The sequence below is a fragment of the Bradyrhizobium ontarionense genome (genome assembly GCF_021088345.1).
GTDB lineage: Bacteria > Pseudomonadota > Alphaproteobacteria > Rhizobiales > Xanthobacteraceae > Bradyrhizobium > Bradyrhizobium ontarionense.
Genome location: NZ_CP088156.1, coordinates 2347540 through 2361162 on the forward strand (window position 1 = coordinate 2347540; position 13623 = coordinate 2361162).

The window sequence follows — 13623 nt, forward strand, 5'->3', positions numbered from 1 at the left end:
AATAAGATGAAAACTAACAACTGCGATCCGCGAAGAATTCGCAGGAATCCCTGCGGAATTTCCCCGTAGAATTCCGGCTTACGACGCCGGCGGCGGCTCCTCGGCTGACATCAGCGCGGCGAGCCGCGCCTCCTCCTCCGCCGTCAGCTTCGGCGTGACCTCGGTGCCGCGCTGACCACGCCGCCGCACCTGCAGCCACAGCACGAGGCCGCCGCCGAGCAGCAGCACCGGCGGCAGCAGCCACAACAACAAGGTCTGGCGCTCGAAGCGCGGCTTGAGCAGCACGAACTGGCCGTAGCGCGCGACCAGGAAGTCGAGCACTTGATTATCACTGTCACCTGCAGCAAGACGCTCGCGCACCAGCAGCCTGAGGTCGCGCGCCAGCGGCGCATCGGAATCGTCGATCGACTGGTTCTGGCAGACCATGCAGCGCAGCTCGCGCGACAGACCGCGCGCGCGAGACTCCTTGGCGGAATCCGCCATGATCTCGTCGGGCTGCACGGCCTGCGCGGCGGGCGCGCCGAGCAGGAGCAGCGCGAGACAGGCGAGGCCGAGATGACGGCGCATCCGCCCTACTCCGCCGCCTGCAGGCCGCGAACAGCACGCGCCGGCTGCGGGGCGCCGACGCGCAAGCGGCGATCCGACAGCGACAGCAGCCCGCCGAACGCCATCAGCACCGGACCGAACCAGATCAGCAGCACCAGCGGCTTGTGATAGATACGCACGGCAAGCCCGCCGTCGGCGGTGGTGTCGCCGAGCGAGACGTAGAGCTGGCTGACGCCGCGCGTCATCAGCGCGGCTTCCGTGGTCGACATGCCGCGCGTGGCGAAGCTGCGCTTCGACGGCGTCATCACGCTGAGCTGCTTGCCGTCCTCGCTGACGATGAAGGTGCTGACGACCTCGCTGAAATTCGGGCCCTGGCGCTGGGTCATGCCGTCGAACTTGATCTCGTAGCCGGCGAGGTTGCGGACGTCGCCGGGACGGAGCGTGCTGATCAGCTCGCTGTTCCAGGTGGTCTCGCAGACGATGCCGAGCAGCGCGACGCCGAGACCGGCATGCGCGAACGCCGTGCCCCACACCGAGCGCGGCAGGCCGCGGGTTCGATGCAGCGCGGTCTTGAAGGGCACGCGGGCCAGACCGGTGCGTTCGACGAGATCGACGACGGACCCGGTGATGACGAACACGCCGAGGCCGATGCCGAGCGGCGCCAATGCGCTGCCGCCGCGCGCCCAGGCCCAGGCGATCGCGATCGCCACCAGCGAGGCCACGCCCGCCGCGAGCAGCCGCTGCGTGGCGGCGACGAGATCGCCGCGCTTCCACGCCAGCATCGGGCCGAACGGCACCATCAGGAGCAGCAGCGCGAACAACGGACCGAAGGTCAGATTGTAGAACGGCGCGCCGACCGAGAGCTTGAAGTCCAGCGCCTCCATGATGACAGGATAGAGCGTGCCGAACAGCACGGTGGCGCAGGACACCGTGAGCAGGAGATTGTTGAGCACCAGCGCGCCCTCGCGCGAGATCGGCGCGAACAGCCCGCCCTGCTTCAGCGCGGTGGCGCGCCCCGCGAACAGCGTGAGGCTGCCGCCGATGAACAGCACCAGGATGCCGAGGATGAAGACGCCGCGCGTGGGATCGCTGGCGAACGCATGCACCGAGGTGATGACGCCGGAGCGCACCAGGAAGGTGCCGAGCAGCGACAGCGAGAAGGTCAGGATCGATAACAGGATGGTCCAGACCTTGAGCGCGTTGCGCTTCTCCATCACGACGGCAGAATGCAACAGCGCGGTGCCGGCGAGCCAGGGCATCAGCGAGGCATTCTCGACCGGGTCCCAGAACCACCAGCCGCCCCAGCCGAGCTCGTAATAGGCCCAGTACGAGCCCATGGCGATGCCGAGCGTCAGGAAGATCCAGGCCATCAGCGTCCACGGCCGCACCCAGCGCGCCCAGGCCGCATCGATCCGGCCCTCGATCAGCGCTGCGATGGCGAACGAGAACGAGATCGAGAAGCCGACATAGCCGAGATAGAGCATCGGCGGATGCACCGCGAGGCCGATGTCCTGCAGCACCGGGTTGAGATCGCGGCCTTCGATCGGCGGCGTGGCGAGCCGCGCGAACGGATTCGAGGTCATCAGGATGAAGAGATAGAACGCGCTCGCGACCCAGGCCTGGACGCCGAGCACGCGCGCGCGCAACGACAGCGGCAGATTGTTGCCGAAGGCTGCGACCATCGCGCCGAACAGCGCCAGGATCGACACCCACAGCAGCATCGAGCCTTCATGATTGCCCCAGACGCCGGTGATCTTGTAGAGCAGCGGCTTCATCGAATGCGAGTTCTCGAACACGTTGGCGACGGAGAAATCCGACGTCACGTGCAAGGTGATCAGCGCGATGAAGGACAGGCCGGCGAACACGAGCTGCGCCAGCGCCGCCGAGCGCGCCACGTTCATCAGCGCGACGTCGCGCAGGCGGGCGCCGAGCATCGGCACGGTGGACTGGATCAGGGCCAGCGCCAGCGCCAGCACCAGGGCATAATGTCCGCTCTCTGCAATCACTGGGTCGCTCCTGCAGCGCTCTTGTCAGCGCCCTCGCGCATCGACACCGGGCTTGGACTGGCTGCGCCGGCCGGACTGGCTGCGCCGGCCGGCTTGGCGGCGCTTTGCGGCTTGCCGTAATCGTCCTTCCAGTGGCCCTGCTTCTTCAAGCTGTCGGCGACTTCCTTCGGCATGTAGGTCTCGTCATGCTTGGCGAGCACGGTGTCGGCCTTGAACACGCCGGCAGCATCGAGCGCGCCCTCGGCGACGACGCCCTGCCCTTCGCGGAACAGATCGGGCAGGATGCCCTTGTAGGCGACCGGCAGCTTGGCGCCGCCATCGGCGACTTCGAACGTCACCGCGAGATCGTCGCCGCGCTTCAGCGATCCCGGTTGCACCAGGCCGCCGAGGCGGAAGCGCGTGCCCGGGCCGACATGCTTCTCCGCGACCATGGTCGGGGTCGAGAAGAACACGATGGAGTCGCGCAGCGCGTTGAGAACCAGCGCCGCGGCGACCGCGAGCACGAACAGCGCCCCGCCGATGATCGTCAAACGCCTTTGCTTGCGTGTCATCCCGTCATCCCGTTGGCGGCCGAAGCGCCGCTCATCCATCCAAGCCGAAAGTCTTGACGCCCTCGTTGAGCTGCCGCAACCGCTCGGCGTCGCCCGACACCGCCTGCCGGGCATCCGACAACGCGGATTTGGCCTTGTCGAGATCACCCATCACGACATAGGCACGCACCAGGCGCAGCCAGCCCTCGACGTCACCGCCGTCCTGCTTCAGCCGCGTCGCCAGCCGGTCGACCATGCCGCGGATCATCGTCTCGCGGTCGCCGTCGCTCATGCCCTTGGCCGCCGCCATCGCCTCGCTCGGCAGCGCCGGCACCTCGCCGCCGCCGACCCGGCCGAGCGCGGCGGTCACCAGCGGCCGCCACGGCGCGTCGGCAGGCGCCTTGGCCAGCATCGCGCGCCAGATCGCGGCGGCATCCTGGGCGCGGCCGTCCTGCTCGGCGGCGAGTCCGAGATAGTAGTTCGACTTCGGCTCCTCCGCGTCGAGCGCGTGGGCGCGGTCGAACTCGGCCTTGGCCTCGGCCGTGACGACGCCGCCGGCGGAGGCCGCGATCATTTCGCCGAGATCGGCGCGCTTGGCCGCGCCGTCGCCGGCATAGGTGATGACGTTGCGATAGGCGCGGATTGCGTCCTCGGTGCGTCCGAGCCGCGCCAGGACCGGGGCCAGCACGGTCCAGCCGCGCGCGTCCGTCGGGTTCTTCTGCAGGTGCTGCTCGACCTGCGACACCAGCGTTTGCAGCGGCTGCGAGCCGTCAGGCGGGGCCGCACGCGCGGTGAGCGGGAAATCCGGCAATTGCGGCGAGCCGAGCGGCAGATAGACGGCGAGCGCCACGATCGGCAGCGCGACCAGCGCCAGCACGGCCGCAGCGCGGCGCATGCCGAGGTTCGCCTTGGCCGGCGCCTCGCCCTCCTGATCCGCCGCGGCCAGGAGCCGGCGGCTGATCTCGATCCGCGCCGCCTCGGCCTCGACCTTGCCGATCAGCCCGCTCGCCACATCGCGCTCGATCTCGGCCAGCTGGTCCTTGTAGACGGCGACTTCGTGCCCGTCCGACGGAACCCGCGCGCCGAGCCCGAGCGGCAGCAGGACAGCGAAGATCGCCGCGGCCGTCATGACGGCGAACACGAACCAAGGAGTCATCGGGCAGAGTTCCAGTCAGCGCCCACCGGCAGGCGCGCCTCGCGCCGCTTTTAACCAGCGGCGTTCCCGGCGGCAATTCACAATTGCCGCCCTGGTAGCCCAGCCGTACGGGACAAAAAACTCAGGAAGATTACGTAATTAGGGGACCTCGAACTCGGCGCTCTTGGCGAGATAGCTGCCGTGCCCGTTCAGGGCCACGAGGAAGTAGGTTCCCGGCCTGACGTGGTCGGTCAGCCTGATCCGCAGCGAGCCGACCGGGACCGGCGAGGCGATGGTGGTGACGGGATCGGGAAGCTGCGTCCCGCTCGTCTTGTCGACGAGCACGACCCTGGCCTTGATCATGAGGTTGCGATAGGTCGCGCACACGACGCGGTTCTCGACCTCGACGAAGTTGATGACGGAAATCATGGTCTTGATGAAAAAGTCTGGATTGGATGACGGGAAACTATGCGTGGCCCCGGGGTGGGGTCAACCTAAAATTGCACAGAAGAAAACAACCCGATTATAGCAAGGAGATCAGCCGGCGCGTGAGGATTTTCGCTCGCCATTGAGGGCATTTTCGGCGGACCGGCTCATCAATTGGGCATAGTCGTTGCCGAACAGGACGTGACAGAAGCGGATCGCGGCCGAGACCTGCGACTGCCGATAGGCGCGCGCCCGCGCATCGCCCGAGCGCAGCGACTGGACCAGCGCTTCGGTCGCCTTCTCGACATACTGCTGCAGATCGGAATAGGTCCGCAGCGTCACCTCGTTGATCGCGAGCTCGCTCGCATAATTGCGGCACACCGCGACGAACTCGATCAGCGCCGCCACCTCCTCGACCTCGCTGCCGTCGACGCCGGCGCCGGCCGGAATGTCCTTGTCGGCGCGCTGGCGCAGGATGCGGCGCGCGCGGCCGGGCACGCTGTCGATCTCCGACTGCAGCGCATTGGAGATGTCGGCGCGGATCGCCGTGAGCTGCTTGCCCCAATTCGATTCCGAGCGCAGGTCGAGCTCGGTCCGCAGGCCGCGGACGCCGTCATGGAGCGTCTTCAGCGTATCGCCGAGATTGGCGAAATGCCCGCGCCGGATGTCGGCGCGCAACACCGAGGCGAGCCCCGCGAGATCATTCAAGGCAATGGTCACGGCCACGCCGAACGGGGTCGCGGCCACCCTTATCTCGTCGTCGGATGCGGCGATCTTGGTCGCAAGGCGGATGATCTGCCAGGGCGCGGCCAGCCGCTGCATCACCAGGGACAGCGCGAACGGCAGCATCAGCGGCGTCTGCAGCGAGGGCACGTTGATCGCCTCGTTGACGGAGGCGATCTGGGAATCGCCGAGCACGCGGATGATGCCGGGCAGCCGGCCGTTGAGCCCGTCGAGCGCTTCGCGGTTCTGCAGCACCAGCCCGATCGGCAGCAGATCCTCGATCACGCTGGGCGCACCGATGCGGGCGAGCGCGCGCTGGCGGTCGCCGGTCGCATTGGGACCGACGAGCTTCATCAGCGCCTCGGCAGTGGCGAGCTGCAGCTTGCGGGCGGCCATCTCGACCTCGCGCGAGCCGTCATGGGAGGCCGACATCGCGGCGTCGAACTCGGCATATTTCTCGGGCGCGCCTTCGCGTCCGAGCCACTGCCAGACGGCGAGCAGCGAGGCGCGGCGAATCTGGCCGGGGCGCAGCGGGCCGGTGGAATCGGTGAGGAACGGCTCGAGCGGCCGGAACAGCCGGCGGGCCCCGTCGCCGCTCTGGCGGCGATCATCGCGCGACGCGGGACGCACGGCTTCGACCGGCGACTGAGGACGCGGTGCCTCCGCCGGCGGAGCGGCGGGCGGCGCCGGACGCGCCACCTTGCGCAACTGTTCGAGCACCAGCGTGGCCACCGCGACGTCCTGGCCGCGCTCGATCGCGCGCTCGAACTCACGCATCAGGAGCGACTGCGCGTTCGGCGGCAGCTGCCCGAGATATTCCCTTAACCGCTCGTGAGCTGTCTGACCCATGCGCCGGCGTGCATATTTCCACGGCGAGAGCGCCAATTGCGCATCCCCGGCTCCGACCATAGCGTCCGCGTTATTAAGAACACCTTTAGGATCGCAAACTTCAACGTCCCCTCACACGCCGGGCAACCTCAGCTCGGCCCGCAGGCCGCCGGTCGGAGCGTCGCTCAGGGTCAGGCGGCCGCCATAGAGGGCGGCCAGATCATTGACGATCGACAATCCGAGCCCCGATCCAGGCTTGGATTCGTCGAGGCGCTGGCCGCGGCGTGACACCTGGGCCCGTTCGGCTGCGGAAAGGCCCCGGCCGTCGTCGTCGACGATGATCCGCAACATGGCGGTCGCCCCCGGCTGCGCCGGCGGCTCGACCGTCACCTCGATCGAGACCCGCGAAGCCGCCCATTTGCAGGCGTTATCGACCAGGTTGCCGACCATTTCCTCAAGGTCCTGGCGCTCGCCGCGAAACTTGGCAGCGGGATCGGCCGTCGCCTCCACGGTGATGCTGCGCTCGCGATAGATCTTTTCCATGGTGCGGCGCAGCGCCTCGAGCGCCGGCGCCACCTCGGTGACGGTCGACACGATGGTGACCCGCGCTGCGATGCGCGCCCGCTCGAGGTGATGGGCGACCTGGTCGCGCATCACCTCGGCCTGCTCCATGACCTTGGCCGCAAACGGATCGGCCGCATGGGTCGCTGCCTCGTTGACGATGACCGACAGCGGCGTCTTGATCGCGTGCGCCAGATTGCCGACGTGGGTCCGCGCCCGCTCCACGATCTCGCGATTGGCATCGATGAGCGCGTTGGTCTCGCGCGCCAGCGGCGCGATCTCGACCGGAAACGCGCCCTCCAGCCGCTCCGCCCGGCCCGAACGGATGTCGGCGATCGCCTCGGAGATCCGCTTCAGCGGCGCCAGGCCGTAACGGACCTGGAATACCGTGGTCAGCAACAGCACGACGCCGAGCGCGGTGAAGGTGCCACCCAGATAATAATCGAAGCTGCGGGTCTCGTCGAAGATCTCGGAGGCGTCCCCGGCGACGCCGACCAGGAACTTGCCGTCGGAGCCGAGATCGACCGGACGCTCGACCATGCGCAGATCCTGATTCTCGGGCCCCTCGACATAGCCGATCCGGATACCGGCCGCGGTGAGCTCGATGCTCTGCTCCTCCAGCTTGGGCAGCTTCTTGTCCCATAGCGAGCGCGAGGCCCGCACCTCCGGCTTCTCGGTGTCGGTGCGGGTGATCTGCCAGTACCAGCCCGACAGCGGCAGCTCGAACAGCGGCTCGCCGAGTGACTGGAACTGGCGATCCGGCGGATCGTCAGGGGTGGCGACCTCGGCGATCAGCGTCCGCAAATAGAGATTGAGCCGGCGGTCGAAGGCGCGCTCGGTCGCATTGCGATAGACCGAGGACAACACGATGCCGGTGATGGCGAGGATGACCACGAGCCACGCGGTCGCGGACAGGAACAACCGGGTGGCAAGTGAACTTTGGCGCATGACCGATCATTAGCGAAACGACCGGCACCCGACCACCGGGGAATGGCGGGCACAGCGGTCGGATCAAGCCCCCGCGGCCGGCGGCGGGGTGAGCAGGTAGCCCAGGCCGCGCACCGTCTGGATCACGTCGCAATCGAGCTTCTTGCGGATGCGGCCGACGAAGACCTCGATCGTATTGGAGTCGCGGTCGAAGTCCTGGTCGTAGAGATGCTCGACCAGCTCGCTGCGCGAGACGACGCGCCCCGAATGATGCATCAGATAGGACAGCAGGCGGTATTCATGTGAGGTCATCTTGATCGGGTTGCCCGACACGCTGACCTTGCCGGTCCGGGTGTCCAGGGTCACCGGCCCGCAGGTCAGCTCACTCTGAGCGTGACCGGCCGAGCGGCGCAGCAGCGCACGAATGCGCGCCAGAACCTCCTCCAAGTGAAACGGCTTGGCGACATAGTCGTCGGCACCGGCGTCGAAGCCCTGGACCTTGTCGCTCCAGCGATCGCGCGCCGTCAGGATCAGGACCGGCATCGCCCGGCCATTGCGCCGCCAGGCTTCCAGGACCGAAATGCCGTCCATCTTGGGCAGGCCGATGTCGAGCACCACGGCGTCGTAGGGCTCGCTGTCGCCCAGGTAATGCCCCTCTTCACCGTCGAACGCACGGTCCACGACGTAGCCGGCGTCGCTCAGCGCCGTGGTGAGCTGGCGGTTGAGATCCGGATCGTCCTCGACAACGAGCAGACGCACGCTTGCCTCCAAAGCTGAACTGCACGATTTCCGCCCTCAAGATGAACCGGAAGGCCGTGAACCGTGCATGAACGGAACCCGACCGACCACGTTACTTTTTGGTCATCTCGATCGAGCCCGTCGGCAAGGGCCGACAGAATTGAGGCAGATATAAGCTCTTGGAGGTGGGGATGAGAAGCCCTGCCGAACGGGTTAGCCGGCCAGAATGAGGCCGCCATGCACAGCGGCGACCAGATTACGACCTTGCGATCTCTCAAGGTAACGGACTGACGGTGGGCACCAGTCCCTCAGGTGTGGAAGAACACGAACCACACCAGGCCCAGGATCAGCAGGGCCAGCCCCGTCGAGATGGCCAGGATTGCCAACACCGAGGGGCCCGGTTCGCCTTGCCGCGCTTCGGTGGGGGTTTCGACGATCTGCGGCTGTCGTCTGGTTGCCATGGCGCCCTCCGCTCACTGCTATTTCACGTTCAATTCGGTTTCGCGCTCTCACGTACTCCCGGTGGCAACGTCGGGGGTGTGATGATGTTCCGGCCACCGCGCCCGGCTGCGACCAGTTAACGCCGATCAGCAAATCTGCCCACCGGCCCTGTTGAATCCGGGGGCGCGGGTGTTATCCTCCCCGGCGCCTCAGCATTGCGTCCCGCAGCAGCCCGGTCCTGAGTAAGCTGTCAGTTCGGAGTAATTGGAGTAGGTCACATGGCCCCGCGCGCCAATTGGAAGGGTTTTCTGCGGCTGTCGCTCGTGACCTGTCCGGTCGCGCTCTATCCGGCGACGTCGGAGTCCGAGAAGGTCTCGTTCAACCAGATCAATCGCAAGACCGGCCACCGCATCAAGTACAGCAGGGTCGACGCCGAGACCGGCGAGGAAGTGGCCAATGACGACATCGTCAAGGGCTACAAGGTCGACACCGACACCTACATCGAGGTGACCAAGGACGAGCTCGACGACATCGCGCTGGAATCGACACACACGATCGAGATCGACGAGTTCGTGCCCCGCACCGATATCGACAGCCGCTATCTGATCCGCCCCTATTATCTGGTGCCCGACGGCAAGGTCGGCCATGACGCATTCGCGGTGATCCGCGAGACCATCCGCAGCATGGACAAGGTCGCGATCGGCCGCGTCGTGCTGACCAACCGCGAGCACATCATCGCGCTCGAGCCGCTCGGCAAGGGGCTGATGGGAACGCTGCTGCGCTACCCGTACGAGGTCCGCAACGAGCAGGACTATTTCGACGACATCCAGGACGTGAAGATCACGAAGGACATGCTGGATCTCGCCAAGCACATCGTCGAAAAAAAATCGGCCGAGTTCGAGCCTGGGAATTTCGAGGATCATTACGAAGCCGCGCTGATCGACCTGATCAACAAGAAGCGCAACGGCGTGACGATCACCGCCAAGCCGGCGCCGAAGTCGAGCGGCAACGTGATCAACCTGATGGACGCCTTGAAGCGCAGCCTGGCCACCGAGGCGCAGACACCCGCTGCGGCCACGCCCAAGGCGAAGGCCAAGAAGCCGAAGAAGCGCGTCGAAGGACAGCGCGAGATGCTGCTTCCGATCAGCGGCAAGAAGGCAAAGGACGAGCCGAAGAAGGTCGAAGAACCGAAGAAAACGGAGAAGCCGGCGCGGACGGGTACGCGCTCACGCAAGGCCGGCTGACGGATACGGTCCGAGACCCGACGCAGGTCGGACATTTCGAATCTTCTCGTCGTTCCGTACGGCGAGACCGTATCGACGCCTCTCCATATTCGCCTCTCCATATCCAAAGCCTGTCCGAGGCACGCGTTCTCTGACCGGCATTGACAGTGGCTGGTTTGCATCTACGGATGCGTCGGCGAACCAATACGGGCGAACCCATACGCATGTCCTCATCGAGACTCAGCGGCTGATTCGCAATGGGGGACCGCTGGCGCCGGTCAGCTGAGTTGATCACATTCTCAGCCTCCGATCGGGCGCGAACTTGTGATCGCCGCCACATGGCCTCGACACTTGCACACCGAGCCGGTCGCGCCTAGCTGTGCCGCGCGGGTAATCACCGGCACGGTTCTCGAGGGAACGATGTGCCTGGTAGGTGGTGGCGGGGAACGACGATGGCGGCGTCGTCCCAGCAGAGCGCCACGGCGTATCAGGGGGACTGTCAATGTTTCAGCGCGCTGAGGACAAACGCCGGACGCTGCACGGATAGATAATGGCGCGGGTTCAACTGTCAGAGCTCTCTGCGTTCGCCGCCGTTGCGGATTCGCTGAGTTTCACCAAGGCTGCTGCTCATATCGGGTGCTCCCTGCCCACCATGAGCCAGACGATCAAGAATCTGGAAGAGCGATTGGACGTCAGGCTGTTCAATCGCACGACGCGCAGCGTGGCGCTGACGGAGGCAGGCGAGCGGCTGCTGGCGGAGATCCATCCGATTCTCGAGCGCGTCGATCAGGCCATCGAGAGCATCAACGTCTTTCGCGACAAGCCGATGGGGACATTGCGATTGACCGTGTCTCGCGTTTTCGCCCTGAGAGGCCTCGGCCCCCTCATCAGGCCGTTCCTGGCAGAATACCCCGCAATCAGTCTTGAGCTGGCCATCGACGACACCAACAGCGACATCGTACGCAACCGCTTCGATGCGGGCATTCGCGCTGGACACAGGGTCGAGGGCGACATGAAGGTCATTCGCGTGTTCGACGATTGCAGCTTCGTTGCGGTTGCTTCGCCCGACTATCTCGCTGTACATCCGGCGCCCTCGGTTCCCGAAGATCTTCAGACCCACAATTGCCTCCGACATCGCGTTCCCGCTGATGATACGCTGCAGCCATGGATTTTCGACAAGGGCCGCCAGCGCGCCGAAATTGCCGTGGACGGATCTCTCATCGCCAACGACTTCGATCTGCTCCTGAATGCCGCGCTCGATAGCGTCGGCGTTGCCTACCTCGTCGAACCGATGATCCAGCCGCACCTCGCCGAAGGACGGCTGGTGCGGCTGCTGCCGGATTGGAGCTACACCACCCCCGGGCTCTTCCTGTATCATCCGAGCCGCCGGCAACCGCCCATGCCGCTTCAGGTCTTTCTCGATTTCGTCAAGAGATGGCGCAGTCGCGGGATGACGGATGCAATCACGTCAATGATGCAATACGGCGGAAACGAGCTGGTCGCGGCGACACTGCAATCTTCGTCGCTGCACGCCGAATCAAGTCGGCGCTGACATCTGATGCCGCGCCGGCTGTTCCAGGCCGGCGCTGACGGCGCGCGGGAAAGCGCGGCGCCATACACGGCAGTGTCATATTGGCGACCGCGATTGTTCGGGAATCCCACCTAGCCTATTCACAATTATCGACATTAACAAAGTGATACCAGGCGTTCAAAAGAACGGCGCGAGCGTGTCGAAACTGGTGCGAGCTAACGGCGCATTCACAACGCCGAGCGACACGCAAGCAAGCGAGAGCACATTCATCAAATCGAAATTGGCTCATGCGCACATCTTCATTCGTTCCGAAGGTCGAGCCGACCAGCTCGAGCCGGGATCGGATTGCAGGTGTGGGAACGAAATCTGGCCGTGCCAGAGGCGACACGCGGGGGACGTGTGAATCGCCGATCAACCGGAGAACTGAAATGAAAATGTTGAGGGGCCTGCTTCTCGTATCAGGAGCAGTCATACTTTCCGCTGCGGCGGCTCAGGCCGCGGATCTTCCGCTGAAGGCCAAGGCCGTCGAATACGTCAAGGTGTGCTCGCTGTATGGCTCGGGCTTCTACTACATTCCCGGCACCGACACATGCATCAAGCTAGGCGGATATCTGCGCGCCGAGACGGCGCTGTGGACCAACAGCAACTACGGCGGCGCCTATAGCGGCGTGGCCGGCGCGGACAATCGCCTCAGCAACCGCATGCAGACGCGCTCGCGCGAGGATCTCAACATCGATACGCGGACTGCGACCGAATATGGCGTGGTGCGTACCTATTTCGATGCCGTTTTCACCTGGACGTCCGGAAGCTACAGCGGCGTCGGCAACGGCGGCACCCAGTACTCGACCGGGGCGGCGAACTCGAGCGGCCTGACCTCCGTCAACGCTCTGAGCAACGACGGCATCTCGGGCGGCTCGCTGGGCGTCTACTATGCCTTCATCCAGTTCGCGGGCTTCACTTTCGGCAAGGCGGTCTCGACATTCGACGCGCCGTGGACGAACTACCCCGCGAACAATTTCGACGGCCTCGTCGGCGGCAGCGGCAGCGTGAACGGTGTCAACCAGATCACCTACACCGCCGATTTCGGCCAGGGCATCACGGCGGCGATCTCCGCCGAGGATCAGTCGCAGTTCTTCACGACCAACATCTGGAACACCGCCGGCATCAGCGCCAGCGGCGTGCTGGGCGGCTCCTATGGCACCAACAGCATCGGCGGTCAGGTCGCGCCTGACATCATCGGCATGGTCCGCATCGACCAGGCCTGGGGTCTGTTCCAGGCCTCGTTCGCAGCGCATGACAACCACGCGGGCTATTACGGCGCGACCGAAGTCACCGGCCATCCCGAAGATAAATGGGGCTGGGCCGCGCAGCTGGCGCTGTCGATCAAGAACATTCCGACCGGCCCCGGCGACGTGATCAACCTGCAGGCCGTCTATACCGACGGCGCGAGCCGCTACAACTTCCAGAGCCTGGCCAACACATCCTACGCGATGTACGGCGGCGGCTCGGGGAACACCTATCAGAGCATCGGCTTCGCCGGCGTGGCGGATGCGGTGTTCGCACCGGGCACGGGCCTGTCGACGGTCAAGACCTGGGGCATGCGCGGTGGCGCAACCCACAACTGGAACGCCAACTGGAACACGGCGGTCTACGGTGCCTACGCCCAGGTCCGCTACGGTGCCACCGGATCGACGCAGATCTGCGCGGGCATCGCCGCCACCGGCATGCTGTCCGCCGGTTCGACCTGCAACCCCGACTTCAACATCGCGCAGGTCGGCGTCATCACTCGATGGACGCCGGTCAAGGGCCTGACCTTCTCGACCGACGTGACCTACAGTCACCTCGACCAGAAATACTCGGGCACGGTGACGGCGCCGACGATCGCAAGCGTCGCCAAGCCGGCCGCCTTCTATCAGCTCAAGGATCAAGACACGGTGAGCATGCTGGTGCGTGCTCAGCGCAATTGGTGAAGCTGAACTGTTAAACCTCCAGCTGCTCCACGGACCTC

12 protein-coding genes are annotated in these 13623 nt (G+C 65.6%); 3 read left to right on the forward strand and 9 right to left on the reverse strand.

From position 1 onward, the window contains the following. Positions 1-78: 78 nt before the first annotated feature. The 9 genes from LQG66_RS10710 to LQG66_RS10750 form a co-directional block, all read right to left on the reverse strand. Positions 79-567 (reverse strand): cytochrome c-type biogenesis protein, encoded by a 489-nt coding sequence (locus LQG66_RS10710; RefSeq protein WP_231326189.1) that lies wholly within the window; start codon positions 565-567, stop codon positions 79-81. A 5-nt stretch (positions 568-572) separates the two neighbouring features. Continuing rightward, positions 573-2552, reverse strand: coding sequence for a heme lyase CcmF/NrfE family subunit (locus tag LQG66_RS10715; protein ID WP_231326190.1), 1980 nt, complete (start codon positions 2550-2552; stop codon positions 573-575). Continuing rightward, positions 2549-3103 (reverse strand): cytochrome c maturation protein CcmE, encoded by a 555-nt coding sequence (gene ccmE, locus LQG66_RS10720; protein WP_231326191.1) that lies wholly within the window; start codon positions 3101-3103, stop codon positions 2549-2551. The genes LQG66_RS10715 and ccmE overlap by 4 nt, the downstream gene beginning before the upstream one ends. A 31-nt stretch (positions 3104-3134) precedes the next feature. Beyond that, positions 3135-4238: a c-type cytochrome biogenesis protein CcmI gene (gene ccmI / locus LQG66_RS10725; protein ID WP_231326192.1), complete on the reverse strand. Its 1104-nt coding sequence runs from the start codon at positions 4236-4238 to the stop codon at positions 3135-3137. 138 nt (positions 4239-4376) lie between these two features. Further along, the gene (locus tag LQG66_RS10730) at positions 4377-4646 is read right to left on the reverse strand and encodes a hypothetical protein (RefSeq protein WP_231326193.1); all 270 of its coding nucleotides are present in this window, start codon (positions 4644-4646) and stop codon (positions 4377-4379) included. A gap of 108 nt (positions 4647-4754) precedes the next feature. Beyond that, positions 4755-6215, reverse strand: coding sequence for a hypothetical protein (locus tag LQG66_RS10735; RefSeq protein WP_231326194.1), 1461 nt, complete (start codon positions 6213-6215; stop codon positions 4755-4757). Positions 6216-6326: 111 nt separating this feature from the next. After that, positions 6327-7703, reverse strand: a complete 1377-nt coding sequence (locus tag LQG66_RS10740; protein ID WP_231326195.1) for a sensor histidine kinase — start codon at positions 7701-7703, stop codon at positions 6327-6329. Positions 7704-7766: 63 nt separating this feature from the next. After that, on the reverse strand, positions 7767-8441 hold the full coding sequence (locus tag LQG66_RS10745; RefSeq protein WP_231326196.1) for a response regulator transcription factor: 675 nt from the start codon (positions 8439-8441) through the stop codon (positions 7767-7769). A 287-nt stretch (positions 8442-8728) separates the two neighbouring features. Then, positions 8729-8881 (reverse strand): hypothetical protein, encoded by a 153-nt coding sequence (locus LQG66_RS10750; RefSeq protein WP_231326197.1) that lies wholly within the window; start codon positions 8879-8881, stop codon positions 8729-8731. 258 nt (positions 8882-9139) lie between these two features. Between LQG66_RS10750 and ku the strand changes: the two genes are divergently transcribed. From ku to LQG66_RS10765, 3 genes are all read left to right on the forward strand, one after another. After that, a complete protein-coding gene (gene ku, locus LQG66_RS10755; RefSeq protein WP_231326198.1) occupies positions 9140-10105 on the forward strand; it encodes a non-homologous end joining protein Ku in 966 nt (321 codons plus the stop codon). 529 nt (positions 10106-10634) lie between these two features. Beyond that, on the forward strand, positions 10635-11636 hold the full coding sequence (locus LQG66_RS10760) for a LysR family transcriptional regulator (protein WP_231326199.1): 1002 nt from the start codon (positions 10635-10637) through the stop codon (positions 11634-11636). Between the two features lie 407 nt (positions 11637-12043). Further along, complete coding sequence (locus LQG66_RS10765; protein ID WP_231326200.1) at positions 12044-13585, forward strand: porin; 1542 nt, start codon at positions 12044-12046, stop codon at positions 13583-13585. Positions 13586-13623: the final 38 nt, after the last annotated feature.

Coding starts and splice junctions, on each gene's coding strand:
- LQG66_RS10710 (WP_231326189.1), bottom strand. CDS start 567: ATGCGCCGTCATCTCGGCCTCGCCTGTCTCGCGCTGCTCCTGCTCGGC.
- ccmE (WP_231326191.1), bottom strand. CDS start 3,103: ATGACACGCAAGCAAAGGCGTTTGACGATCATCGGCGGGGCGCTGTTC.
- ccmI (WP_231326192.1), bottom strand. CDS start 4,238: ATGACTCCTTGGTTCGTGTTCGCCGTCATGACGGCCGCGGCGATCTTC.
- LQG66_RS10730 (WP_231326193.1), bottom strand. CDS start 4,646: ATGATTTCCGTCATCAACTTCGTCGAGGTCGAGAACCGCGTCGTGTGC.
- LQG66_RS10735 (WP_231326194.1), bottom strand. CDS start 6,215: ATGGGTCAGACAGCTCACGAGCGGTTAAGGGAATATCTCGGGCAGCTG.
- LQG66_RS10740 (WP_231326195.1), bottom strand. CDS start 7,703: ATGCGCCAAAGTTCACTTGCCACCCGGTTGTTCCTGTCCGCGACCGCG.
- LQG66_RS10750 (WP_231326197.1), bottom strand. CDS start 8,881: ATGGCAACCAGACGACAGCCGCAGATCGTCGAAACCCCCACCGAAGCG.
- ku (WP_231326198.1), top strand. CDS start 9,140: ATGGCCCCGCGCGCCAATTGGAAGGGTTTTCTGCGGCTGTCGCTCGTG.
- LQG66_RS10760 (WP_231326199.1), top strand. CDS start 10,635: ATGGCGCGGGTTCAACTGTCAGAGCTCTCTGCGTTCGCCGCCGTTGCG.
- LQG66_RS10765 (WP_231326200.1), top strand. CDS start 12,044: ATGAAAATGTTGAGGGGCCTGCTTCTCGTATCAGGAGCAGTCATACTT.